The 25,777-nt window shown below is 55.7% G+C and carries 20 protein-coding genes and 2 pseudogenes; 13 read left to right on the forward strand and 9 right to left on the reverse strand.

The genetic code is table 11. The annotated features are described in order from the left end of the window. Positions 1-172 precede the first annotated feature (172 nt). A pseudogene (locus JR346_RS10670) lies at positions 173-244 on the reverse strand (hypothetical protein); the annotation flags it as partial. A gap of 74 nt (positions 245-318) precedes the next feature. Continuing rightward, positions 319-1,743 (reverse strand): annotated as a pseudogene (locus JR346_RS09810) (DHA2 family efflux MFS transporter permease subunit); the annotation flags it as partial. Between the two features lie 164 nt (positions 1,744-1,907). Between JR346_RS09810 and JR346_RS09815 the strand changes: the two are divergent. After that, entirely contained in the window at positions 1,908-3,893 is a 1,986-nt protein-coding gene (locus JR346_RS09815) for a M13 family metallopeptidase (RefSeq protein WP_205482399.1), read from the forward strand. Between the two features lie 133 nt (positions 3,894-4,026). Here the strand turns inward: JR346_RS09815 and JR346_RS09820 are convergent, their stop codons facing one another. After that, on the reverse strand, positions 4,027-4,800 hold the full coding sequence (locus JR346_RS09820) for a LamB/YcsF family protein (protein ID WP_205483962.1): 774 nt from the start codon (positions 4,798-4,800) through the stop codon (positions 4,027-4,029). A 195-nt stretch (positions 4,801-4,995) separates the two neighbouring features. On the opposite strand from JR346_RS09820, the gene JR346_RS09825 reads away from it, so the two are divergent. The 3 genes from JR346_RS09825 (at position 4,996) to JR346_RS09835 (ending at position 9,147) form a co-directional block, all read left to right on the forward strand. Next, entirely contained in the window at positions 4,996-6,576 is a 1,581-nt protein-coding gene (locus tag JR346_RS09825) for a carboxyltransferase domain-containing protein (RefSeq protein ID WP_205482400.1), read from the forward strand. A gap of 9 nt (positions 6,577-6,585) precedes the next feature. Continuing rightward, positions 6,586-8,337, forward strand: a complete 1,752-nt coding sequence (locus tag JR346_RS09830; protein WP_205482401.1) for a biotin carboxylase N-terminal domain-containing protein — start codon at positions 6,586-6,588, stop codon at positions 8,335-8,337. A 117-nt stretch (positions 8,338-8,454) separates the two neighbouring features. Next, a complete protein-coding gene (locus tag JR346_RS09835) occupies positions 8,455-9,147 on the forward strand; it encodes a GntR family transcriptional regulator (RefSeq protein ID WP_205482402.1) in 693 nt (230 codons plus the stop codon). Positions 9,148-9,438: 291 nt separating this feature from the next. On the opposite strand, the gene JR346_RS09840 is transcribed toward JR346_RS09835, so the two are convergent. Next, a complete protein-coding gene (locus tag JR346_RS09840; RefSeq protein WP_240333950.1) occupies positions 9,439-10,677 on the reverse strand; it encodes an NRAMP family divalent metal transporter in 1,239 nt (412 codons plus the stop codon). A gap of 417 nt (positions 10,678-11,094) precedes the next feature. Between JR346_RS09840 and JR346_RS09845 the strand changes: the two genes are divergently transcribed. Genes JR346_RS09845 through JR346_RS09865 form a run of 5 tightly spaced genes read left to right on the forward strand, consistent with a single transcriptional unit; the run spans position 11,095 to position 17,365 of the window. After that, the gene (locus tag JR346_RS09845) at positions 11,095-13,233 is read left to right on the forward strand and encodes a TIGR03773 family transporter-associated surface protein (protein ID WP_205482403.1); all 2,139 of its coding nucleotides are present in this window, start codon (positions 11,095-11,097) and stop codon (positions 13,231-13,233) included. Continuing rightward, the gene (locus JR346_RS09850) at positions 13,226-14,752 is read left to right on the forward strand and encodes an anchored repeat ABC transporter, substrate-binding protein (RefSeq protein WP_205482404.1); all 1,527 of its coding nucleotides are present in this window, start codon (positions 13,226-13,228) and stop codon (positions 14,750-14,752) included. Before JR346_RS09845 ends, JR346_RS09850 begins: the two co-directional genes overlap by 8 nt. Before the next feature lie 2 nt (positions 14,753-14,754). Next, positions 14,755-15,789 carry a choice-of-anchor M domain-containing protein gene (locus JR346_RS09855; protein WP_240333951.1) on the forward strand — a complete coding sequence of 345 codons (1,035 nt, stop codon included), beginning with the start codon at positions 14,755-14,757 and terminating at the stop codon, positions 15,787-15,789. Continuing rightward, positions 15,786-16,538: a metal ABC transporter ATP-binding protein gene (locus JR346_RS09860; RefSeq protein ID WP_240333952.1), complete on the forward strand. Its 753-nt coding sequence runs from the start codon at positions 15,786-15,788 to the stop codon at positions 16,536-16,538. Before JR346_RS09855 ends, JR346_RS09860 begins: the two co-directional genes overlap by 4 nt. Then, positions 16,535-17,365, forward strand: coding sequence for an anchored repeat-type ABC transporter permease subunit (locus JR346_RS09865; RefSeq protein ID WP_204878285.1), 831 nt, complete (start codon positions 16,535-16,537; stop codon positions 17,363-17,365). The genes JR346_RS09860 and JR346_RS09865 overlap by 4 nt, the downstream gene beginning before the upstream one ends. An 86-nt stretch (positions 17,366-17,451) precedes the next feature. Here the strand turns inward: JR346_RS09865 and JR346_RS09870 are convergent, their stop codons facing one another. The 3 genes from JR346_RS09870 to JR346_RS09880 all read right to left on the reverse strand — a co-directional run bounded on the left by JR346_RS09870 (position 17,452) and on the right by JR346_RS09880 (position 19,841). Beyond that, a complete protein-coding gene (locus JR346_RS09870) occupies positions 17,452-18,981 on the reverse strand; it encodes a YdiU family protein (RefSeq protein WP_205482406.1) in 1,530 nt (509 codons plus the stop codon). A 165-nt stretch (positions 18,982-19,146) separates the two neighbouring features. Continuing rightward, positions 19,147-19,623, reverse strand: a complete 477-nt coding sequence (locus tag JR346_RS09875) for a hypothetical protein (RefSeq protein WP_205482407.1) — start codon at positions 19,621-19,623, stop codon at positions 19,147-19,149. Positions 19,624-19,625: 2 nt separating this feature from the next. Beyond that, positions 19,626-19,841: a helix-turn-helix transcriptional regulator gene (locus JR346_RS09880; protein WP_204878282.1), complete on the reverse strand. Its 216-nt coding sequence runs from the start codon at positions 19,839-19,841 to the stop codon at positions 19,626-19,628. 255 nt (positions 19,842-20,096) lie between these two features. Here JR346_RS09880 and JR346_RS09885 point away from each other — a divergent pair, with 255 nt between their 5' ends. The 4 genes from JR346_RS09885 (at position 20,097) to JR346_RS09900 (ending at position 23,261) form a co-directional block, all read left to right on the forward strand. Beyond that, on the forward strand, positions 20,097-20,633 hold the full coding sequence (locus JR346_RS09885) for a type 1 glutamine amidotransferase domain-containing protein (protein ID WP_205482408.1): 537 nt from the start codon (positions 20,097-20,099) through the stop codon (positions 20,631-20,633). A 98-nt stretch (positions 20,634-20,731) separates the two neighbouring features. Continuing rightward, positions 20,732-21,052 carry a putative quinol monooxygenase gene (locus tag JR346_RS09890; protein ID WP_205483968.1) on the forward strand — a complete coding sequence of 107 codons (321 nt, stop codon included), beginning with the start codon at positions 20,732-20,734 and terminating at the stop codon, positions 21,050-21,052. Between the two features lie 390 nt (positions 21,053-21,442). Continuing rightward, on the forward strand, positions 21,443-22,267 hold the full coding sequence (locus JR346_RS09895) for an NUDIX domain-containing protein (protein ID WP_204878280.1): 825 nt from the start codon (positions 21,443-21,445) through the stop codon (positions 22,265-22,267). 10 nt (positions 22,268-22,277) lie between these two features. Then, positions 22,278-23,261, forward strand: coding sequence for a thermonuclease family protein (locus tag JR346_RS09900; protein ID WP_204878279.1), 984 nt, complete (start codon positions 22,278-22,280; stop codon positions 23,259-23,261). A 323-nt stretch (positions 23,262-23,584) separates the two neighbouring features. Here the strand turns inward: JR346_RS09900 and JR346_RS09905 are convergent, their stop codons facing one another. Beyond that, positions 23,585-24,217, reverse strand: a complete 633-nt coding sequence (locus JR346_RS09905; RefSeq protein WP_205482409.1) for a superoxide dismutase — start codon at positions 24,215-24,217, stop codon at positions 23,585-23,587. Between the two features lie 554 nt (positions 24,218-24,771). Further along, a complete protein-coding gene (gene mmuM / locus JR346_RS09910; protein WP_205482410.1) occupies positions 24,772-25,701 on the reverse strand; it encodes a homocysteine S-methyltransferase in 930 nt (309 codons plus the stop codon). Positions 25,702-25,777 lie beyond the last annotated feature (76 nt).

The raw sequence follows: 25,777 nt of genomic DNA on the forward strand, positions 1-25,777 counted from the left end.
CTTGCCGGAGCCAGTCGAGGAGCACAGACCCCCACCTGCCCGCGGAGCAGGCACAGAAAAGCCACCTTGCTAGGAGCATGCAAGGTGGCTTTTAGTGGCTGGCTATTCGCCAGTAATGACACGCAGGTTTCTCTCTCGTATTTCGCGTTCGAGCTATTCGCGTCCCTCGGGCTTACCCGAAGGAACAAAGAAAGCAACCACCACAGCAGCTAACGACATAAACGCCGCCACCAGCAGAGCAAAGTGAACACCTGCCGCGTGCGCCTCGGGCGAATCGCCACCGAAGTTAGCAATACCAATGCCCATGAGGGTCACGAATAGAGCCGTTGCCGCTGCACCAGCAACCTGCTGAATTGCGGTCAATGCCGAGCTACCAAAGGAGTACAAAGCAGTATCGAGGCTGCCCAAGCCAATAGTCATCATGGGGGTGTTGATAAAAGGCAACGAGATACTCAAGAGGACGTGCGAAGCAACAATGAACCACAGCGGAGTATTAACACCGAAAGTAGACATCATCCAAATAGCGCCACTGAGCGCGATCGCGCCGGGCAGCACCAAGGCGCGAGCGCCGAACTTATCAACCAGACCACCGACGAAGGGGCTCAACACTGCCATAACGATACCGCCAGGAAGCAACAGCAGACCGGTCGTCAGCGCGTCCACGCCCAAAGTATTAGCCGTGTACAGGGGAATCAAAATAGCAGTACCCAACATGACGCCCATGCCCACCGAGCTCATAATGACAGTGAGAACGAAGGGGCCTGCCTTGAAAACGCGCAGATCCATGAAGGGGGACGCGCCTTCAAGCTGCTTTTGGCGCAGGATAAACCAGACCAACGAAGCAACAGCAATAGCCACCACGGGCCAAGGGCTCACCGGCAGCCCTCCGCCGCCGTGACCAGCACCGCCACCGAAGGAACTCAGGCCTAAGACCAGACCACCGAAACCAACGGTTGAAAGAACAACCGACAAGATATCAAGTTTCTGGGCTTCGCCAGTAGGCGCAGTATTAGGTGCCAGACGCAAACCAATCAGCAGGGCGATAATTCCGATGGGCAGAATCGCCCAAAAGAGAAAACGCCAAGATGCAACTGACAAAATCAGACCCGATACGGTGGGCCCCATCGCGGGAGCCGCCGAGATGACCATACCGATAATGCCCATTGCTTTACCGCGCATATGAAGAGGAACCAGACGCAACATAGTGGTCATCAACAGGGGCATCATGACACCGGTGCCAGCTGCCTGCAGGACGCGTCCGATCAGCAGAAAAGCGAAGGTCGGAGCAAGCGCAGCTGCCACAGTGCCCACCGTGAAGAGCAACATTGCGCCCACAAAAACCTGGCGAATGCTAAAACGCGAAAGAATGAAACCCGCAGCGGGGGTCACCACTGCCATGGTCAGCATGAAAGCAGTGGAAGACCATTGACCCAGGGATGCTGAGACGTTGAGGTCTTCCATGATGGAAGGTAGGGCAACACCCAACAGGGTTTCATTGAGAATTAAGACAAAAGCCGCCACCACCATGACGGCAAGAAGCAAGAAATCTGCCTGCGGTAACTTAGCGGCAGGAGATGCGCCGTGGGAGTGGTCGTGTGGCTCAATCACAGGCAATGAGCCGGTAGGCGAAACCATAGGCGTAGTGCCTGTGGGCAGATTACTATTATTATTTCTCTGATTCGAAGAGGGGTTTTTAGTCATAAGGCACAAGCCTACGCCCCAAAGCCAGTAGCTCGTAAGCATATGGTCGCTAGGCGTTGGTCACAGGTACGCGGGCGAGCAAAGACTTTCACCGGCAAGTATCTCCGCCACCTTCCACGCACTGATTCAAGCGTCGGGGTTTCGTGGGTGGTGAACAAGCCCGAACGTACGTAACCTCCACCACCTTTAGCCCCTACACTAAGAACATGACTAAGAAATCAGGACTAGACCTCGAATACATCGACCCCAATACTGCCGCCGGTGACGACTTCTTCCGTCACCTCAACGGTGCATGGATTGACACCTACGAAATCCCCGCCGACCGATCCAAAGACGGTGGGATTTACTTCCTGCGCGATGACGCTGAAAAGAACGTACGCACCATCGTAGAAAAAATTGCCGACGAAAACCCCGAATCACACATCGGCGCCCTCTACAACGCCTTCATGGACACCGAAAAGATTGAAGCGGACGGCGTCACCCCGCTCCAGCGCGAAATCACCCCCGTCTTCGAAGCACAAACCCACGACCAGCTCATCAAAGTACTCGCTGAAGGCGACAAAGCCGGTATTGGCACCCTCTTTGGCTGGTACACCTCCATCGACGCGAAAAACCCCGGCCACTACACCGTCTACATGAGCCAGTCAGGTCTGGGACTGCCCGACGAATCCTACTACCGCGAAGACAAGTTCGCAGAGGTTCGCGAAGCCTACATAGAACACATTGAACGCATGTTCACCCTCACCGGCGCGTCCGCACCACTGGGTCTCACCCCAAATATGGCGGCGCAAATCATCATGGCGCACGAAACCGAAATTGCCTCGCACCACTGGGACAACGTGCGCAACCGCGACGCCGATAAACGCTACAACCCGGTAGCAGCCGCCGACCTCAACGAAAAATTCCCCGGCTTCGACTTCGAAGCCTACATCGAGGGAATCGGCTCATCCGTTGAAGAATTTGGCACTGTCGTTCTCTCACAACCCTCCTTCTTCGAAGAAGCCGCAAAAATGTGGACCAGCGTACCGCTGATGACCTGGAAACTCTGGTTTATCTGGCGCATGATCAGCGCCCGTGCGTCCCTCCTCAACGAAGAAATGGTCGAAGCTAACTTCGACTTCTACGGACGCACCCTCTCAGGCGCCCAAGAAGTACGCGAACGCTGGAAACGTGGTATCTCCCTGCTTGAAAGTTACATCGCCGACCAAGTAGGCAAAGAATACGTCGCCGTGCATTTTCCGCCCACTCATAAAGCCAAGATGCTGGAACTCGTTGACAACCTCATCGAAGCCTACCGAGAATCAATCACCACCCTCGAGTGGATGACCGACGAGACCCGCGCCCGCGCCCTTGAGAAACTAGACCAGTTCGTCACCAAAATCGGCTACCCCGACAAATGGCGCGACTACTCAGACCTAGAACTGGCACCCGGTGATCTCTTCGAATCAGTACGCCGCGCCATCTTGCACGAACACAACTTCATGCTGGCACGCATCGGCAAACCCGTTGATAAAACCGAGTGGCTCATGAGCCCGCAGACCGTTAACGCCTACTATATGCCGCCCGCCAACGAAATCGTCTTTCCCGCAGCGATTCTTCAGCCGCCCTACTTCGACCCCGAAGCTGACGACGCCGTCAACTACGGCGGCATCGGCGCGATCATCGGTCACGAAATCGGGCACGGCTTCGATGACCAGGGCTCAAAATACGACGGCACCGGCGCACTCAATAACTGGTGGACCGAAACCGACCGCGAAGAATTCACCAAACGAACCGCGTCCCTCGTTGACCAGTACAACGGCTACACCCCCACCGGTCTTGACCCCGAGAAGTTCACCGTCAACGGCGAACTAACCCTAGGCGAAAACATCGGTGACCTCGGCGGTCTCTCCATCGCCTTGAAGGCCTACAAAATCGCCCTCGCTCAACAGGGCATTAACTCCCTGGCGGATGCTCCCGTCATCGACGGCTACACCGGCGTGCAGCGCGTACTCATGTCATGGGGTATCGGTTGGCGAACCAAAGCCCGCCAGCAGTACGAAGAAATGATGATCTCCGTAGACCCGCACTCCCCCAGTGAGTTCCGCGTTAACGGTATTGTGCGCAACCTAGACGAGTTCTATGAGGCATTCAATGTGACACCGGAACACAAGCTCTACCTTGCCCCCGAGCAGCGTGTAGCAATCTGGTAAACCCATGACGTAAGTACACTTCACCTACACATCAGACCCTTACTTAAGCACAGTAAGGGTCTGATTTTTTGTGCTCACCGGCTGCATCTTCACGCCACCTCAGCACTGGGCAAGTTAGCGCTGAGCTAAGTATTTAGACTGAAAACGCCGAAATCTGTACACCCTCTACCTCAAGTGCCGCGCGCACCGCGCGGGCAATACCAACAGCGCCGGCAGTATCACCGTGTACGCACACGCTGTGAGCGTCCAAAGCGACTTCAGTACCGTCAGCGGCAATCACTTTCTTCTCTAACGCCATTTTCACCACGCGAGCTGCCACCTGAACAGGATCATGGATTACCGCGTCAGCTTCACGGCGCGATACCAAAGTACCCTGCGAGGTGTAGCCGCGGTCTGCGAAAGCCTCGTAAAAAACCTCAACGCCAGCTTTCTGAGATTTTTCTACCACCACGCTACCGGGCAGACACAAGAGTGAGAGATTGGTACCAGACGCACGGTTAAGCTCAGCGATAGCGGTAGCAACGGCTTGGGCTTGTGCCTCATGGTGAACGATAGTGTTGTACAAACCGCCGTGAGGTTTGACGTAGGAGACTTTGCCCCCGGCGAGCGCAGCGACAGCTTGCAAGGCACCAATCTGGTAGATGACCGCGTCCGTCAGTTCGGTGGGGGTCATATCGATGAAACGCCGACCAAAACCGGGCAGGTCAGGGTAGGCGACGTGGGCACCGATAGTCACATTGTTTGCAACAGCAGCGGTGCAGGTGGTTCGCATAACGGAAGGGTCACCCGCGTGATACCCGCAGGCAATGTTGGCGGAAGAGACGATGCGCATCATCGCCGCATCGTCGCCCATGTTCCAAGAACCGAAAGACTCACCGGAGTCTGAATTGAGGTCAATATGCACGATAGGTGCTCTTTTCTACTGGGAGGTGCGCCGAGGCTGCCGGTAAATACATATTTTGGTTAAAAAATACTCAATTGACGTTTCGGCTACGATATATCTGTATCTATTGTTGCGTGAAGCAGGGCACACCTGTCAAGATTGTTGAACAATCTTAAGTGTGCGGTTTCACCCGCACTCATTTACACCAAGGTAGGGCACATGACGCGCATCAAACGGTTTTCACTCAACTACGCGCTGGTTGATTGCAACTCTTTGCAACACGCCCTCAGCGTACACGCCCACCTCACCGAGCATCCTACCCCCGGGCAGATTGAGCTGATCCCGGCGGCACAAACTGTACTGGTTCACTTTGCCACCCCGCAGCAGACTGAATCATTCATTACCTCATTCACCGTGCCCGAACACAGCGAAACCACAGGAACGCAGACGACCACGCGCATCATTGAAACCGTCTATACCGGCGAGGACCTCAATGATGTTGCCAACGCTACCGGTCTCAGCGTTGAAGAAGTCATCACAAAGCACAGCAGCGCCAGCTGGCAGGTAGCTTTTGCGGGTTTCGCTCCCGGCTTCTTCTACCTGCACGCACCCGACAACACTATGGACGTACCCAGACGAGCCACCCCGCGCACCTCCGTTCCAGCAGGTTCAGTAGGACTTGCCGGGCAACTTTCCGGGATTTACCCGCGTTCATCCCCAGGTGGCTGGCAGCTGATCGGGCATACCAACGCCCCCCTGTGGGATCTCACCCAGAACCCACCCGCCTTGTTAGAGCCGGGCAACACAGTGCAATTCAAGCCTGTGCGGGAGCTCGTGGAGATTCCCGCGTCCGCAAGCGTTACTCCCCCACAACCCCCTGAAAAAGGTGTTGCCCGCCTTGATGCTCCCGGTCTTCAGACGGTGTATCAAGACGGCGGACGCGACGGCTTGAGCCACTGGGGAGTCTCACCTTCTGGGTTTGCTGACATTGCTGCCGCCCACGAAGCGAACCGTCTAGTAGGTAACGCTGTGACGGTTACTCTTCTTGAAAACTTAGGCGGCGGACTGAAACTAACCGCCACCGACGATATCGTGCTCGCGGTGACCGGCGCACAGGTATCAGCAACAGTAACCTCCCCCGATGAGGCTGACGATAAAACACCCCGAACAGTTCGGCTATACAAAGCCTTCGCCCTCAAACCCAGCGAAACCCTGCAACTGGGCCCCACCACCGGTGGGCTACGCACCTACCTGGCACTGCGCGGTGGCTTTGAAGCACCGGTTGAAGCAGGCAGCACCTCACGAGACACCCTCTCTGGTCTAGGAGCACCACCGCTAACCACCGGGCAAACCCTCTACACCGCCAACCTGCCAGCAAGTGCCGTAGCGGTAGGCGCGCGTCCACTCGATGTGCCCAGCGAAAGCATCACCCTGCGCGTCATTGCCGGACCACGCGATGACTGGTTCACCACCGAATCGCTAGAGAAATTTACCGCAACCAGCTGGCAGGTGAGCGACTCCAGTGACCGCATCGGTGTGAGGCTTACCCCCGAAAATCCGCGGGATTCTACAACGCCGGTCTTGCAACGCTCCCGTGAAGGCGAGCTGCCCAGCGAAGGCATGGTCACCGGCGCCATCCAGGTGCCACCCAACGGTGAACCGGTTATTTTTCTCAGCGACAGACCGGTCACCGGCGGCTACCCCGTAATCGCCAGCGTACACCCAGCCGACCTGCGGCTACTTGCCCAAGCACCACCGACAACCCGCGTCACTTTCACTTTCATCGACCCCGCCAGCTAAGGAACCCTCATGCGTAAAATTCTCATTGCCAACCGCGGCGAAATCGCCGTTCGCATCATCAATGCCTGCGCCGATGCAGGTTTTACCAGCATTGCCATCTACGCCGACGCTGATGCCCACGCCCTGCACACTGTCTTAGCAGACGAAGCCCACGCCCTTGAAGGCAGTTCACCGGCAGAGACCTACCTCAACATCGAGAAAGTGCTTGAAATCGCCAAAAAATCAGGTGCCACCGATGTACACCCCGGCTACGGCTTTTTGGCAGAAAACGCCGATTTTGCCCGCGCTGTTATAGATGCCGGTCTCACCTGGATTGGTCCCTCACCAGAGACCATCACCGCCCTGGGCGACAAGGTAGCAGCACGCGACATTGCAATGGCAGTAGACGCTCCACTGGCTCCTGGCACCGACGGACCGGTGGCGGACGCAGCAGAAGCCCGCGCCTTCGCTGAAGAACACGGTCTACCTGTAGTTATCAAAGCCGCCCACGGTGGCGGCGGACGTGGCATGCGAGTAGTACGCTCCCTAGATGAAATTGAGGACGCCTTCGACTCGGCATCACGCGAAGCCATCGGTGCCTTCGGCAACGGCGACTGCTTCGTAGAGCGCTTCTTAGACACCCCTCGCCATGTCGAAGCCCAGGTAGCGGCGGACGTCCACGGCAACGCCGTCGTCATCGGCACCCGCGACTGTTCCCTGCAACGACGACACCAAAAACTGGTCGAGGAAGCCCCCGCGCCCTTTTTAAGCTCGGCGCAAGAAGAGCAGATTGTGCGCGCGTCCGCCAATATTTTCAAGCGAGCCGGGTACGTGGGCGTGGGCACCACCGAATTTTTGGTCGCCGTTGATGGCGCTATCTCCTTTCTCGAAGTAAACACCCGTATTCAGGTAGAACACCCCATCACCGAAGAAGTCACCGGCGTTGATCTGGTGCAGCTGCAATTCGCCCTCGCCGCCGGTGAGCCGCTACCCTTCACCCAGATGCCAGAACCGCGCGGACATGCCTTTGAATTCCGCATTAACGCTGAAGACCCAGCACGAGGTTTTCTACCCGCTGCCGGCGAAATCACCTCCATCAGCGTGCCTACAGGTCCCGGCATTCGCTGGGATTCAGGGGTACGTGCGGGTACCGTGAGCTCAGGCGACTTTGATTCCCTGCTCGCCAAACTGATCGTGAGTGCCCCGACGCGCCAGCAAGCGATTCGACGCGCACGCCATGCCCTGCGACAGCTAGAAATTCAGGGCATTTCAACCGTCATAGACTTTCACCGCCGAGTCATGGAACACCCTGACTTCACCTCAAACGACGGGTTAAAGGTGTACACCACCTGGATTGAAAACGAACTGGGCGACGACCTGCTACCCGATGAAAACTACCGCGGCGGGCTGCTACCCGTAGGTGCCACGAGCTTTCCGGGCACCGGCGTCACCCGCTTCAACCTCGAAGTGAACGGGGTATCTACCCAAGTAGGAATTCCAGATTCTATCTTCGCTTCTTTCGGCAATAGTGCAGGCGCTGGCAATGCTGGCGGGGAGGTGGCAGACGCGCGCGCACCCGAGGTCACCTCACCCATGAGCGGCAATCTACTGCGCTTTGAGGTTGCAGTTGGTGACAGTGTTGAAACCGGTCAGCAGGTTGCCGTACTTGAAGCCATGAAAACCGAGGTACCCGTCACCGCAGACGTTAGCGGCGTAGTATCTGCCCTGCCGGTAGAACCCGGGACGCGCGTCAACGCCGGGCAAGTATTGGTTCAGTTCTAGGAGTTGACGAAAAAACACGGGATTACGGTGAAAGCAGTATCTCTACGGCTGGTACTTTCGCCGTAGTCCCGTACTTTCTCGGTGAATCTTTAAATACACCGACTAAAGTGATGCACTGTGAACTTTTCTTCCCCAACCACAAACGCCCCCATGCTACTGAGCGAGTTGGTGGACGCGTCCACCCCAACCAACCACACCCACGCACCCGTATGGGCGGCGCAGGTATTGCGGGAAGCCATGATTCAGGGTGTGCTAGCGCCGGGAGCAAAGCTGGGCGAAGTGCAGCTGACCGAGCAGCTGGGCATCTCGCGTAATACCCTACGCCAGGCGTTTACCGCGCTAGAAGCCGAACACCTGGTGACGCGCGTACCCAACCGCGGGGTGTTTGTGGTGGTTCCCGATGCCCAGCAAATTCAGGAACTTTTTACCCTGCGCCTAGCACTTGAGGGGGCAGCTATTGATCTGGCACCCGCCAGGGAACATACGAAACTGCGCGCTATCATCACAGAATCTGCTGCCCACCGCGAGCGAAAATCAGCGGCGGGCATGGCGGCAGCCAACCAAAATTTTCACCGCGGACTCGTGGCGCTGGCGGGTAGCCCCAGATTGAACGCACTCATGGCACACGCACTAGCCGAAATGCGCCTACTCTTTCACTCCATGACAACCGTGCCGGATTTTCATGCACCCTTCATCGACAAGAACGCCCACCTACTGCAACTGATAGAAAACGGACAGAAACCCCAGGCACGGGACTACCTGCACGGGTACCTTGAAGAATCAGCAGCCTACTTTGCGGGCAGGGTCTAAAGCAGGGGATAGCGCGAGCAGATGCAAGGGAGAGAGGGCTGACATTACGTCCGCCCGTTACTGCGGTGGCAGTGCCCCCCCCAGCAACCGGCGATTCTCCCTTTAACGCACGATTCACCTCTGCAGAAGAGGTGAATTGTGCAATAAAAGGTGAATTACGGATGCGACCAATCTGCCAGCTCGGGAAAGACCGCGTTCGCTACGCTCACACTCTCCCACGCTGGGCCGCTGACGCTGTGCCCAGCGCTAGCAACCAATTTTTGCTTCCTCACTCACTCGGAAAATTGGTTGCTAGCCTTGCCATAGCTTCGCAATGCCGCCCAAAGAGTTCCAACCCAAGTAGATGGTCAGCAACCAGGACGCCCAACCCACAACCAACAACCACACCGGGTACTTATACCCCGCCAGCAAGGTCTTCGCGCGGAAAGTCGCCACAAACAAGAGCACACCGAAACCAACCGGCAGAATCAGACCGTTCACCGCGCCCGCCACAATCAGCAGCGTCGCAGGAGCCTTACCCAGCGACATAAAAACAACGGTCGAAACTACAATGAAGCCGATGGTCAAACCGTTCTTCACACCCACCGAAGTGCGAGAAGTCGTCAAGAACGACACCGAAGTATATGCAGCACCAATCACAGACGAAATCGCCGCACCCCACAAAATCAGACCAAACAGACGGGTACCGATCTCACCAGCGGCAACGCCAAACGCCTGACCGGCAATCGAGCTTTCCGTTGACAGTTCAACACCGGTAGCAACAACACCCAAAATCGCCAGGAACAGCAAGAAACGCATCACGCCGGTGATAATAATGCCGGTCACCGAAGACCGGGCAATATCGGTCACGGACTCAACACCCGAAACACCGGCGTCAATCATGCGGTGCGCACCCGCATAGGTAATGTAGCCACCCACGGTGCCACCCACCAGGGTCGTAATGACAGCAAAATCAACGGTCTCAGGCATGACGAAGTTACGCATCGCCTCACCCACAGGCGGGTTAGATACAACAGCAACGTAAGCAGTTGCCAGAATCATGATGATACCCAACACAACCACAACGCGGTCCAGAGCCATACCTGCCTTACGTGATACAAAAACGGCGATTGCCAAAACAGCGGTCAAGATACCACCGAGTTTCGGGTCAAGACCCAGCATGGAATCCATGCCCAAACCGCCACCGGCAACGTTGCCCACGTTAAAGACGAAACCGCCGAGGGCAACAAGCACCGCCAAAAACATGCCCAACCCAGGGAGAACGGCATTCGCCAGCTCCTGCGCTTTACGCCCCGAAACACCAATAACACGCCAAACATTCAGCTGCACCGCGATGTCGATAATGATTGACACCAGAATCGCAAACGCGAAAGCGGCACCTAACTGGTAGGTAAACTGACCGGTCTGTGTAATGAAGCCCGGACCGATGGCGCTGGTTGCCATCAAAAAGAGCGAACCGATGAGCGCCGAACGGCGACCTTTCACCGATCGCTGCGGACGCGCGTCCGCAGGGTTAAAATTCTCAGCCACAATGGCTCCTAATCAGAAGAGGAAAACGCTCAAATATTGCGTGTGTCATAGATACTAGTCACAATATAGAGATTGTTGAACAATCCTGCAAGTGGGGCAGGCAAAAAGGGGCGTTCCCCACGGTCTTCCCGCGGAGAACGTCCCCTTTTTTCTGACTGCTAGATAAGGTCAAGACGCGCGGCGGCGGCTTGATGACCAGGGCGCTGACAGCAAGCGAGGTCAGCGTAAAGACTCGTGCACTGGGGGAGGTGAAGGTAGACGGGGTGTTTTCAGGGGTGCAAACCAGCCCTTTCTGGCACAAAGGAAAGCAGTGGCACCGTTTCACCACAACTTAATTGATAACGGTTCTCATTATCATGTTATTGTTGTTTGGGAATCATTTTCAAAACTTCTAGTAGAAAGCACAGCATCGCTGCCATGGCTCACCAAAACTTTAAGCGCGCGCTCTTTACCGGATCTCTTGCGCTCAGCATTGCCCTTCCGGGCATCTCAGCTCACGCACTGCCCGAGAACACCACCGTTGTTGCTGGTGTCCACACTGATGCCATTGCGATGGACCTTCAGGGTAACGCCCTTAAGGTTTTCTCTTACGCTGATTTGCCTGGCAAGATGCGCAGCAAGCTAGACCCTGCCACCACTGTTTTTCATCTGCCCGATCATGAGGCAACCAGGGTAGAGGTTCCTGCTGGCTATGAGTTCATTGCCCAGCCCGGCACCCAGGTATGGTTCGCTCCGCAGACTCAGCGCGATGGGGTAATTTGGCCCGGTTGGAACACCGAAGATATCTCCCGCGGTGAGGTGAAGAATGACTCTTTGGTCATGGAACTGGTGGACGCAAAAACCCCGCAGGGTGGTTCTGTTGAGGTTTTCCAGGACAGCGCGTTTGGTGCCCCCACCCGCGTGTGGAGCAGTGACGAGGACGTTAAGAAGTACACCCAGCCCGTTGCCTCACACGTTCACGCGAACTGGGCTTTTACCCATGCAGGCACTTATACTCTGACCTTTAAGGTCACCGGTGAAACGGTGGATGGCGCCCCCCTTGAAGATACCCAGGACTTCACCTTCGTAGTGGGCGATCTGCCTGCAGATGAAGTTGCACCTGAAAAGAATGACACAGCGTCACCGTCACCCGAGGCTACCGAGCAGCCCAGCGCGTCCGCGCCCACTGCCACCCCGGTAAAGGAATCACCTACGACCCAGCCCAGCACGCCAGCACCTTCGCACGAGAGCGCGACCTCCCCCGCGCCGACCTTCGCTGAGTTGGCAGAATCTGCTCCGGCCGATAATAAGGTAGAGAACCATGACGGGCATCATCACGTGCCTGAACAACCCGCAGCAGAAGCCGGTAAGACAGACGAGCAGAACACACCCCAGCAAGCCCCTGCCCCCACTGCACCAGCAAACCCTGCACCTGCTGCTCAGAACAATTCACGTAGCGGTGCTCAGCAATCAGCCCCACAGAGCGCACCAAAGCCCGCCGCTGAAAAGTGCATGGCAACTGAAGTCGTTGTAGAAAAGGCTCCCGAGCAGAAGACTACTGCTGACCGTGCCGCGTCATCTCAGGACGCAACCATCAAGACCACCGGCAATAAGGCAACAACCGGTGCCCACATTTTCACCATCAATAACTCATCGCGTGAACAGCTCACCGAAGGTCACTTCGATTTCGGGGCGGTTCTCAACGGTAAGCAGCTCAGCGCGTCCATCAAGGACGATCGCACCAGCCCCGCTCGTTGGGTTGCTCCGCGCTCTGTGGAGTTTGTGCTCTCAGAATCTGCGAAGAAGAAGATGCCCGCTGGTATGGAGAATATTGCGCCTGCCGGTAGCGACGTTTACCTCATCGGCAGCACTCAGGAGGCTGGCGTGCCGTGGCTGGGTTGGAATACCCAGGATTCAGCCCTGTCGCAGAATGTGAAGGGTGATGCCACGCTGAAACTCGACTCGGTGACCGGCCCCGGCAAGCTATCGGTGTTCCTCACCGGCAACTTCGGTTCGGCGGGTCAGACCGTGTTCAACGCTCCTGGCGATACCTTCAAGGTGCCTTTAAACACCCACCAGCACGGCAACTGGGTTTTCTCAGCGCCGGGTGTTTACACCGCTACCGTTTCGTGGCATGCCACCCTCAAGGATGGCACCCCCGCCAGTACATCAGCAGAGCTTCGCTTTGTGGTGGGCGATGTAACCGTACCTCCGGCGGCACCTGCTGAGCAGTCAGAAGCTCAGAATACTGAGAAAGCTAAAACTGAGTCAAAGAACGAGAGCGCACCCCAGGGTTCCGAGCAGAAAGCTACCGCGCAGGGTTCAGTTGATACTGCAACCGGCATCGTCACCAAGCCCGACGGCTCCAAGGTGAAAATTGTCGGTAAAACCTCATCAGGCGCTGATTGCACCCTCTCCGACAACGAGTTGAAACAGGCTCAGGAGGCTTCAGCCCAGGGCAAGCTCGCCTACACCGGTTTCAGTAGCGCTCAGCTTGCCGGTTTTGGTGTACTCACTCTGTTAGCCGGCATCGGCACCTTGCTGCTGGCGCGTCGTGCTCAGCGTAAGAATGCGTAAGACAAAACTTCTTGCTCTAGCAGCTAGCTGCCTTTTCGCGCTCACCGCGTGCACAGCCCCTTCATCGGGCGGTGCAGGCGGTGAGCAACTGAAGGTTGTTACCACCACCCCCATTCTTGCCGACTTCGCCGCTCGTGTTGGTGGGGATTATGCGCAGGTCAGTTCTTTGGTGCCCAACGGGGCTGACCCGCACTCCTACGAACCGACCCTGCGCGATGTGCGTGATATAGCCTACGCTGATGTTGCGTTCACTAACGGGTTACTTCTTGAGCAGCAAAAGATGTTGAAGACCGTCAGCGCGAACTTGCCGCAGGACGCAACCTCCGTGGCTGTTGCCGAAGGCATCGAAACCTACGGCGGCAAACTGCAACCCATCGTTGAAGATGCGTCGCTCGATTCAGTGTGGCTGGGGTTGCGCGTTGAAGCTGGTAACGCAGACACCTCAGGTGAGCACACCGCGACTTTTAGCGCGTCCAACCCGCAAGGCTCCGGCAGGCTGGCAGCTTTCATCACGCAAACTTTTGGTGCTGTTGAGGTCGTTGCAGATTCTGAGCAAGGACGCGCTCAGGTGGGTTCAACCCAGCTACCCCTGAATGCCCACACTCACCTTTCATGGGCTTTCACTGCCAGCGGTCACTATACCCTGGAGGTTTCTGCCAGCAGTAGCGACCCCTCCCTGGGCGAAGTGCCCACCCACACCCTGCACTTTGTAGTGGGTGAAGACCCCACTGCTGTCGCGCAGCAGATGGGCACCGACACTCACATTCTTGATGGGGGGCATGCTGATCTCACCGCGCAACTTGACCAAGGGCGCATGATGATTCGCACCGACCACGACGGAGAGGTTCACTACCACGAGCTAGAAAAAACCCTTGTGGTCGTGCCCTCCAAAACTCTGCAGGAACTACCCGCCAGTGCCCAGTACCGTTTTCTGGGCAGAGGCGGGGAGCAAATGTACCTGCTGGCTCAGGCGGTAGCGGGCAAGCATGTTCACGGTGAAATCGACCCGCACATCTGGCATTCAGTGCCCAACGCTAAGGCAAGCGTCGAGCTCATGCGAGACACCCTCGCTACCGCTAACCCCAAGCACGCCAGTGCCTACAACGCCAACGCGTCCGCTCTACTGGCAGAGCTGGATCAGCTCAACCGGGATCTCATCGACGCCTATGCGAGCCTTCCAGATTCTCGCAAAAACCTGATTACAACGCATGACGGCTACCGCTATCTCGCAAGCACTTACGGCCTGGAAACCGCCGGGTTTGTGACCCCGGCACCGGGCAGTGAACCCAGTATTCAACAGCGCAACAGACTGCGACGAACCATTGAGGACCTCAACATTTCAGCCCTCTACATAAACAGGGGCGAGATGGAGAAAACCTCAATTCTTGCCCAAGTCGCTGAAGACTCCGGGGTTCGCCTGTGCCAGCTCTACGCCGACAGCCTTGATTCAAACGCACCCCATTACATCGACATGATGCGCTCCAACGCGCAGACCATTACAGAATGTTCAGGAAACTAGATATGACCGAGAAACTACCCTACGTTCGTTCCCTCACCGTGGCGGCTCTTGTCACCGGCATCTGTATGCCCCTTGCCGCCCATGCCGACGATGCAACCGCAGCCCCCGATGCTAGCGCGTCCGCCGAGGTGAAAAGCGCACAAGAAAAAGCGCTGGAACAAAAGATTTCCTCCGATGAGCCCATTGCCAGCGGTCGAGTCAGCATCGACGCTGGGCACGTTGATATGGGACCCAAGTTCATTGACGGAAACTGGCAGCTCATGGTACATGATGACTCCACTGCCAACCCCGTGTGGCGCATGATGGAAGACGTGGTGCTGGTAGGTAAGGACGCCGCAAAGCTACCGGTACCCGATGATGAGCGCTACTCCTTTGTAGATGCTGCTCCGGGTAGTGATGTGTACGTGATTCCGCAGACCGAAGCTGAGGGCGTTGTCTGGCCCGGCTGGAACACCCAGGACCCTGCGGTTGTTGAGGCACTAGGACGCGGAGTGACCCTCACCCTCGACCGTGTTGAGGGCCCCGGTCAGCTCACCGTTTACCTTGAGAACGGTAACTTCTCAGCGCCCCAGGTGCTCTGGAACTCCAACACCCCCGAATCCCAAGATATCTGGGTTGAACCCAACACCCACACCCACGCCAACTGGGTGTTCACCGCCCCCGGCGCCTACTTCGTGACAGTAACGGCACACGCTACTCTCGCTGACGGCAGCGAGGTTGCCAACACCCAGCGCATCCAGTTCGCTATCGGTAGCCAGACCAACCCCGAGGACGTCTTCGCGCAAGCTGACCAGCTAGAACCCCTCACCGCAGATTCCGCCGAAGCAGCAAATAATTCAGCGAGCACGCCCGATGCTGCTGTACCCACCGCTGACAGCTCTGACAGTGCAGAGGCAGTCAGCGAAGATCGCACCGGCATTAGCCCTGCTCTGATTGCGGGCATTGTGGCCGTGCTGGCTGTGATTGGTGGCGGTGTAGCCTTGATGATGCGTAAGTCAGCCGCCGACCAGCGCCATGCCCAGGAGCAAATCAAGTGAGTGAAACACCGGTTATTTCGCTGGTGAATATGGGGGCTGGCTACGGCAAACGCACCATTCTCAGCGAGGTGAATCTCACCGTTGAACGAGGGGAGTTCGTGGGGCTGATCGGCGCTAACGGCGCGGGTAAAACCACCCTGCTGCGGTCTTTGCTGGGATTAGTACCCGGTGCTACCGGTGAGATTCGCATTTTGGGGAGCACCCCCGCCTCAGCACGCACCCGCATTGGTTACGTGCCGCAGAAGCACCAGTTTCAGTGGGATTTTCCCATCACCGTCAAAGACGCGGTGATGACCGGTCGCAGTGCCCACCTGGGGTTGTTCAAGCGTCCGAGTAGCGATGACTGGGTAGCTGTTTTCTCGGCAATCAAACGAGCAGGCATCGATCACCTATCCCAGCGCATCATCGGTGAGCTCTCAGGCGGTCAACGTCAGCGCGTGCTGTTGGCGCGTGCCCTGGCAGCCGCACCCGAGCTTCTGCTGCTCGATGAGCCCTTTACCGGAGTGGACGCTCCCACCCAAGACATGCTCAACGTCCTCTACCGGGAGTTAGCCGCTGAGGGGCTCACCATCGTCATGTCTACCCACGATATGCTCTCGGCACGCGAAGCCTGCACCCGCTTGGTCGGTGTGCGCGAAACTCTAGCACTCGACGCCCCGGCGCGGAGCCTAAGTGTTCAAGAGCTTCACCACTGGCTCACCGGCAGAAGCGAGCAAACCCCGACTCTTCACCAGAAAGGTACAGCATGATTACGCCTTTTGAATTTGTGGGAGATTTGCTCAACCCCAATCTCTCTTTTCTTGCCAAGGCCCTCGCTGCCGTTGTGATCTCGTCCATCGTGACGGGTTTGGTGGGCTGCTACGTGGTTATGCGCGGCATGGTGTTTATTGGGGACGCGGTGGCGCACTCTGTCTTTCCGGGGCTAGCTATCGCTTTCGTCATGGGCACTAACCTCATGCTGGGCGGACTGATAGCGGGCGTCATCACCGCTATTTTGGTGGCTATTTTCAGCCAGAATCAGAAGCTCAAAGAAGACTCCGTCATTGGTATTTTCTTTGCGGGTTCTTTTGCCCTAGGCATTGTGATTATCTCGCTGCAACCGGGCTACTCGGGGTCGGTGCAGGACTTCCTCTTTGGCTCTATTGTGGGTGTATCAACCTCAGACATTACCCAGGCGGCACTCATCGCCACCGGCATCATGGCAACCCTGGCAGTATTCCACTCCCGCTTTGTCACCGTCAGCCTTGATAAAGAAAGCGCCCGCGCTATGGGGTTGCCCGTGCTGCTACTTGATGTGGTGCTCTATGTACTCGTGACTATCAGCGTGGTTATTTCGCTACAAACCCTGGGCAACGTACTGGTTCTGGCACTCATCGTTGTGCCCGCCTCCGCCGCGCGTCTTGCCTGCACCAAACTCAGCCATATGATGGTCTTCTCCCCCGCCTTCGGCATCATCTGCTCCACTGTGGGTCTCTACCTTTCGTGGTCCTTCAACCTACCGGTCGGCGGCACCATCGTGCTCACCATGATCGCCGGGTTTATGGCAACCGCAGCAGGTGCGCGCGTACTGCGCTAAATAAACTTCAGGTACTCACCCATTGACGAAAAAGAGGACGTTTCATCACATGTTTTACGCGATGAAACGTCCTCTCTCTGTATGAATTAGGTACCGCAGAAGCTCCTAAAAAAGCGGGCGCTTGGCTCTGCTTTTTCAAGATCGGCGACCAGTTGGGCGTGAGCCTCGGTGAGGTCTTGCTGTAGGACGCGCGTATAAGGTGCGCGTACTGCGGTCAGTAACTGCTCCACAGGTTCTGAGTTACCTGCTTCTACCGCGCGCAGGGTCTCTTCAAGAACCAGATTGCGAGGTATATACACCGGATTGCTAGCGTGCATGAGGTCGTGGGCACGCGCGTCCGACGTTTTTGTTTCTACACGCAACTCAGTGAGCTCTTTCTGCCAGGCTGTTACCGAAAGGTCTGAGGAGCACTCCGCGAAAGGGTTTTCGCCATCGGTCAAAGACCTGAAGAAACCGGTGAAATCTAGGCTAAAGCGTTCCATGAGATCAAGGGTTCCTTCGATAAAAGCCTCCACCTCATCGAATAGATAGGCAGGTGCGTCCGGCCCCATATCAAGACCCAGCTTCGCGGCAAAAGCCAGAGTGTGAGCGTGAGCGTAGGCGTCCTCAAATTCATCAAGAACCCGCTTCGCCCGCTCAATAGCACGATTGGGGTCATTGAGGTCAATCAGATCAAGCAGGGTTTCAGCGAAACGCGCCAGATTCCAGTGAGTAATACCGGGCTGATTGCGGTACTTGTAGCGCCCCTGCTGGTCGATAGAAGAGTAAACAGCGTCGCGGGAAAACCCATCGATAAAAGCGCAGGGGCCAAAGTCAATAGACTGCCCAGAAATGCTGACGTTATCAGTATTCAGAACCCCGTGTACGAACCCCAAACCCATCCAGTGAGCAACCAGTTTCGCTTGTTCTTCGACCACCTGTCGCAACAGGGTCAGGGCATTCTCAGGTGCTTCACCCACCGCCAGGTGCGGGTAGTGGCGATGCAGGGCGTACTCCACTAATCGGTTGCGGGTTTCGGTATCACAGTTGTACTGGGCAAACTGAAAAGTACCCACGCGCAGGTGACTGGACGATACACGCACCACGATGCCCGCAGGCTCAGGCAGGGGTGAGCGGCGGCGGATTTTCTCACCGGTTTCAATCACGGCGAGCGCCCGCGAGGTCGGCACTCCCAAAGCGTGTAGGGATTCACCAATCACAACCTCACGCCAGACCGCCGAAAGAGGTGCTTTACCGTCAGAACCCGGACGTGAGAAGGGGGTGAGACCGCTACCTTTGAGGTGAATATCAACGCGGTTTTGTTTTTCCCCTTCGCCGGGTGCGGACGCACGACTCAGCTCCCCTACTAGGTGCGCGCGTCCGTCACCCAGTACCGGGGAGAGCTGGCCAAACTGAAAACCTGAGTAGGCAAGAGCGTGGGGTGTGGGGTTTTCAGCTGAGGTGCCGGTCAGCCACGCCATGCCCTCAGTGGCTAACCAGTCGGAGTCTAGACCCAGTTCTTGCGCTAGGTCATCATTGACCCAGGTGACGCGGGAACCCTCAGGAATATCCGGGGTAGCCTGCACCGCCAACTGCGGAAAGGACTGGACGTAGGTGTTCTCAAGCGTGGGCGTCATAGCTTCAGTCTATCGGGGAGGGCAAGGGCGCCCTCGTGCGCTCAGCCTACTCGCGCGTCCTTACCCCGCCTCAAAATGCCACGAGAGAGGTGTATTTGACCCCTGTCATGGCACTTTCGGACGGAGTAAACGTTTCAAGAGCAAGGCGTTCCCTCTGCACTGTACCTAGTCTTCGTCGAGCTGAGTGTCCAGGCGAGCGCGGTCGTCCTCGCGTCGTTTTTTATAGCTGTACAGCGTAAGGGCACTGCCGATAGTCGCAAAGCCAATCATCATCAAATAACCAGGCAAACCCCACAACCCCAGCACTGTGAAACTACGAAAAATGGCACCCGACACCCAGGCTAAAGCCAGCAGGAACATCAGTAAATACTCGCCTGAAGAACTATTGACACGGGGTACAGGAGCTCGCTCACGCAACCAAGACTCACCAATTGAGTGTGTAAGCCCTATCAGTGCCATAGGCAAAGCGGAAAGCAACGAATACAGTCCCGGTAAAACCCATGCCAGTATTACGCTCACTACCGAAACACCAAAGATCAGCCATGTATAAGAAATAGCTATCGACCGATACAGCACCTCCCGCTCAAACTCGTCATCCATTGACGTGTCATAGCGTTCAAGTATTTTGTCGTTGTAGCTCATGGTTAGTCCTGTTCTTCGTCGAAAACTTCTTCCACCGTCTTGCCGAGGACTCTGCAAATGGAGAGCGCTAGGTAGACCGAGGGCGCGTAGTTTCCTTTTTCGATATTGGCGATGGTCTGGCGTGAAACACCAGCTTGCTCGGCAAGTTCTGCCTGTGACAGTTCGTTCCAGCGTCTAAACTTTCGCACCATGTTGGTGCTGCCGTCCTGCGTTGTCATAGATGTTCTTTCGGTCGATATCTCCCTTAAAATGTAAATTATTCTTTACAAAATAACAAGGTTTCTTTTCTGCCACTGCCTCTCTTGTTCCCGACCGGACCAGCTCCATGTTTGATTAACTGCGACACCATAAAATTTCCCCATTTCGTCATAGAAGTCAGCGCGGGGCGAACGCGCCCCACACTGGCACCGTACACACATCAAAGGTGACAGGATGGAAAGTGAACTGTTTATTCACCAACGAAAGGGTTCATCATGGCTGATCTAACCGGCAAGAAAGTTCTAGCGCTGGCATCACAGGGGTTGGAACAGATTGAGCTCACCTCACCCCGCGAAGCACTCGAAGGTGCAGGTGCAACCGTGACCCTCGCGTCCCCCGACGGCAAAGAATTCCAGGGTATGGAAGGTGACTGGGAGAAGAAGGATTTCTTCACCCCCGAGCTCAAGGTCTCTGAAGCAAAAGCTGAAGACTACGACGCGCTGCTGCTTCCCGGTGGTACTTTGAATGCTGATGCAATGCGTTTGAACAAGGACGCGCGTGCGCTGGTTCGCGCTTTCTTGGATGCTGAAAAGCCTGTTGCTGCGATCTGCCACGCACCGTGGTTGCTGATTGATTCCGGTGTTGTTGAGGGTCGTACCTTGACCTCTTATGAGTCGGTTGCTCCGGATTTACAGAACGCTGGCGCGAACTGGGTTGATCAGGAAGTTGCAATCGACGGTACTTTGGTGACCAGTCGTAACCCCGGTGATCTTGAGGCGTTCAACGCTGCAATCATTGAGAAGTTGGCGTAAAGTTTTGCGAAGTAGGCGAGAGTGCAATTTAAGACCGTTTTTTCGCGAAAACATGTCTTAAATTGCGCTCTCGGCAGTTTTTGTGTGAGGAGTTAATGATGATTTTTATTGTTGTGAAGTACCAGATTAAAGACGGCAAGCGTGAAGAGTTTTTGGAGGCTACCCGCGAGTTTACTGAGGCTACTCGTGCGGAGCCGGGCAACAAGTGGTTTGAGTGGTCGCTGAGCGTTGAGAACCCTAATGAGGTTGTTCTTGTTGAGGCCTTTAATGATGATGCGGGTGAGGCACACGTGAACTCAGAGCATTTTACTAAGGGTCTTGAGGCTATGAAGCCGTGGTTGGCGGAGACTCCGAAGATTGTTTCTCGTACTATTGATGGCGATGACTGGGGTGAGATGGGTGAGCTAAAAATCGGTTAGTGCGTAGCACCCACCGATTTTTAGCGAACCAGAAAGCCCTGGGCACCCAAGCTGAACCTACAGGCACTCATATAGATTTAGCAGTGAAAAAATGCTGAGTAAGCTCTCGCAAGGTAAAGATTTCGGGTGATTTTGGTCGCCCAGAGGGCGGTATTTTCGCTTTAAGGCGGTGTGGTTGGGAGCCAGCCTCTCTTACCTGTGACTCAGCGTCCTGAGTTCGCCCCTCACCGGTTGCGCGCGTCCGCTCTTACAGAATTTTGGGGTATTTTAGGCGACTTAGCTGTTTTTGCCTGGGGGTATCTGCGGTTATGAGCGGGGGTGGGGGATTTTCGTTTACTAGAATGGGTGTGTTGCACCTTGTGTGTTGTCCCTAATTCTGGAGATTCTTTTATGACTTTTGCCCCGTCTGAGCTTGAGAGCTTTGACCATTCTGCTGAGCATCATGAGGCTGATCATGCGTCGGTGTCATTGGCTGTTTCTACGGTGATTTTGGCGTTGCGGCGTAGTGAGGGTGAGTCGCATCAGTCGTTGTGGTTGCCTTTGGTGCGTCGTTTGCGTCAGCCGTATAAGGGTCAGTGGGCTCTTCCGGGTGGTCCGTTGCCAGGTGATCAGTCGTTGGAGCAGGCTGCTGGTTCTACGTTGAAGCGCGCGACGGGGCTTGTGCCGGGGTATCTTGAGCAGCTGTACGCATTTGGTGATGTGCAGCGCACCCCTGATTATCGTCGGATGCGTGAGGGTGCGGTGGAGCCGCAGGTTGATCCTGAGCGTGTGGTGTCGGTGGTGTATTGGGCGTCGATTCCTGCCACTGACGTATCGCATACTCGTGTGCATGAGAACATCAAGTGGTTTAAGGCTGATGATTTGCCGACGCTGGCTTTTGACCATAATGAGATTGTTGAGTACGCGCTGTACCGCTTGCAGAATAAGGTGGAGTATTCACGCATCGCTCACTCGTTCTTGGGCGAGGAGTTCACTCTAGCGCAGTTGCGTGAGGTGTATGAGGCGATTTTGGGACGCACGCTTGATCCGGCGAATTTCCGCCGTCAGATTGCGGCGTCTAAGTCTATTATCGATACCGGACGTAGGGTTGAAGGCACCCGCCACCGCCCGCCGCGTCTGTACCGTTATGATGATTCGCGGGCTTTCGCTGATCAGGGTCCACTTGGTATGTACCGTGCTACTCACGGGCAAGATGTTGCCCAGCACAAATTTTAAGGATTGTTCGATGCATTTTTCACGTCTTTTGGCTCTTAGCGCGGTGAGTGTTGCTGCTTTGGTAGGATGCTCAAGCGCCGCAAATAACGCTGGTGATTCTATGGCGGTAGCGACTGAAACAGCACCTGCATCTCAACAGGTTGTTACGCCGAAGCCACCGGAGTTTCCCGATGGCACTATGGGTACTGTGGTTGAGGTGCGAAACGGTAACACCCTTGTTTTGAATATTGAGGGTAAAGACCGCGAGGTACGCCTTATTAATGTCTTGGCGCCTCACGAACGTAGCGCTGATATTTCTGGTAGCTGTCTGGTGAATGAAGCTACTGATTTTACGCGCGGTCTTTTACCTGTTGGTACTGAGGTGACCTTGAACTTTGATCCGGCGGCTTTGGGTACTTCTGGTTACCTTGAGGCGGCTGTGTATAAGGGTGAAGAGTTTGTGAATCGCACCGTTGTGGCTGAAGGTTTTGGTGCTGCTACCTATCTTTCTTTCTCTGATAAGTTTTATCAGGAAATTTCGGAGGCGCAGTTGGCTGCTGTTGAGGCGGGTAAGGGTGTTTACTCGCCCGATACTGAGTGCTCGATTCAGCATATGCTGAACAGTGAAATTTCGGCGGTTCAGGGTGCTGGTTCGCTGAGTGAAGACGATGCAAAGATTGTGTACCGCGAGGCTTCTGATTTTTACAATGATTTGCAGCGTACCGCCACTAACCCGGCATCGTGGGCAGGTTCTATTACTACCCTGGAGCCTACTCACCTGAAGATGACCGATTTATTAGAGGCTTTGGGCGGCAACTACTACGATCAGAATGGCGTGAAGGCTGCTGATAAGGAGAGAGCTTCTGCTGCTCCCGTTCGCCCCGGTCAGGAGCCCGAAGTGGTACAGCCATCTTATGACCCCTCGATTGGAGTTGAGCCGGAGCCAACGAGAGAACCCGCATTGACTGATGAAGAACTAGCTGAGGCAGGCTTAACACCTGTAGAAGAAGGTTAGTAAAGATTCCCCAAACCGCTAAAGGTTGACAGCCCGCGTCCGCGCATTCCCCTGTAGAGGGAATAGCGCGAACGCGGGCATTTGTTTTCCATGAAAGAGGACGCATGAGAGGTTTGAGCACGGCTAGCAAGGATAAGTGACACCTCATATGACAAAGTGACACACCATGTGACAAAAGAGTGTCACATGGTGTGTCACGTTGTAACTTTGATGTCACTTCGTTATTTCTGTACACACGAAAGCACCCGCGTCCCCCCTCTTTAGTGGAAAAGGTGAGGACGCGGGTGCGCGCTATTAACTCATAAAAGCTAGAGACTGAAGGCTTAGGCTTCAGGGATAACCAGACCCTTGGTCTGTGATACTGCGCGGTCGAAGCGTGCTGCTACGTCTTCCCAGTTCACGATGTTCCAGAATGCCTTGACGTAGTCGCCCTTAACGTTCTGGTAGTCCAGGTAGAAAGCGTGCTCCCACATATCCAGCTGCAGAACGGGAATCAATGCAACGGAGATGTTGCCCTGCTGATCGTAAAGCTGCTCGATGATAAGGCGCTTGCCGACGGTGTCCCATGCCAGGATTGCCCAGCCAGAACCCTGAATGGTGGTTGCTACGTTCTCAAAGTGAGCGCGGAAAGAATCGAATGAACCGAAGTTATCATCGATCGCTGCTGCGAGCTCACCGGTGGGCTTGTCGCCACCCTCGGGTGAGAGGTTCTTCCAGAAGATGGAGTGGTTGGTGTGGCCACCGAGGTTGAAGGCCAGATCCTTGGAGAGCTTGCCGATGTTGGCGAAGTCGCCCTTTTCGCGTGCTTCTTCCATCTTCTCAAGAGCAGTGTTCGCGCCGCCTACGTAGGCTGCGTGGTGCTTTGAGTGGTGCAGTTCCATGATGCGCGCAGAAATGTGCGGTTCAAGTGCTGCGTAATCGTAGTCGAGGTCAGGCAAAACGTACTTCTCAGCCATGAGGAGTTCCTTTCAGTAGAAAACAAGTTCATTGTCGAGCCTACACCTTTTCACCTGCTATGTCGCGGTGTGAGTCACAAATATTTGCCGTTAGCTAACTGAAAATTCACTGGATGCACCCGCGCCTCAGTGGCAGTTCCAGCATCGCCAAAATGTGAAGAACTGCCTACAAGAAGTACATAACTCTTCAACTAGCAAAAGGCGCACCCCGATGAGCAATCAAAACCCCGCCCCCCCCAGTGAAAGCCACCTGCAGCAACAATCCCGAAACTGGGCTCTCCAACGGGGTAACCCCTGTGAAAGTAAGGGCGGTGCTGTTGAGGTTCTTGAGCCGCGCGAGGTTCCCCTGCCGCCGGTAGCACACTCGATATCATTGCCGATGAACTGATGAACTCCACCTATGCAGACGGCGGTGTCTTCCCGCAATTCGGTGAGTTCCCCGCCCAACCAGCCGGACGAGCTGAGAGCACCGTCCACCTCGCGGCACCGAGCTAAACACCTTGCCCTCATTAACGTCGGTCGTCTCACCCGAGGCGACCGACATTTTGAATTCTTTACAATGCTGCGATTTCAGCGATGTCAGCCGGTGCTGTACGGCAGCAACCACCAATGACGCGCGCACCTGCCGCCTGCCACCACTCAGTGTTACGGGCAAGATTGGCGGTGCTGTCTTTGAGCGCCCAGGTTTTGGTGACGGGGTCGTATTCTTCACCGGAGTTGGGGTAAGTTATCAACGGCTTAGTAGTGAGCGCAGAAAGCGCACGCAGCGCCGGTTCTACGTTTTCTTGGGCGGTGCAATTGAGCCCCACCGCAACGACCTGCGGCGACGCATCCAGCACCGGCAGCAGCTCACTTAGAGCAGTACCGTCACACAGATGGTGGGAATCTTTTAATGAAAGTGATACCCAGGCTTCACTCTCGCTAAATTCTTGAGCGAGAAGATCAACGAGCGCACGCACTTCATCACCGTTGGGCATAGTTTCAAGAGCAAAAACATCAGCCCCCGCTTCATCGACAAGTTGCATGCGCTGGCGGTGGAAGTCTTTAAACTCTGTCAGAGTCAGTGAGTAGTTACCGGTATATTCACTACCGTCTGCCAGGTAGGCACCGTAGGGTCCGATGCTGGCGGCAACAACAAGCAAACGTGCGTCCTGATGGTTTTCTTCTGCATATTCATGACGTGTTTTGACGGCAATATTAACTGCCTTCTTAACAAGCTGTACACTTTCAGCTTCGGTTAAACCGCTTGCAACGAACGCTGGTACATTTGCTTGGTACGTATTGGTTGTTGCAATGTGGGCGCCTGCTTCAAAGTAGCTGCGATGTACCTCGGCTATAGCCTGCGGGTGGTCAATCAGCGCCGTTGCAGACCATAGTTGGTTGGCAGTATCAACGCCGAGCTTTTCGAGTTCAGTTGCCATCGCACCATCAGCAACTACGAGCGGGTCAGTGGCTAACAGTTGGCTGAAACGGTGAGTGGTCATAAGAGAGAGACTTCCTTACGTGCTGATCTCTGGCGGGTGCGCCGGGGGTTATTTTTACCTTATCCGACACCGCATT

This window comes from Rothia sp. ZJ932 (assembly GCF_016924835.1).
Classification (GTDB): Bacteria; Actinomycetota; Actinomycetes; order Actinomycetales; family Micrococcaceae; genus Rothia.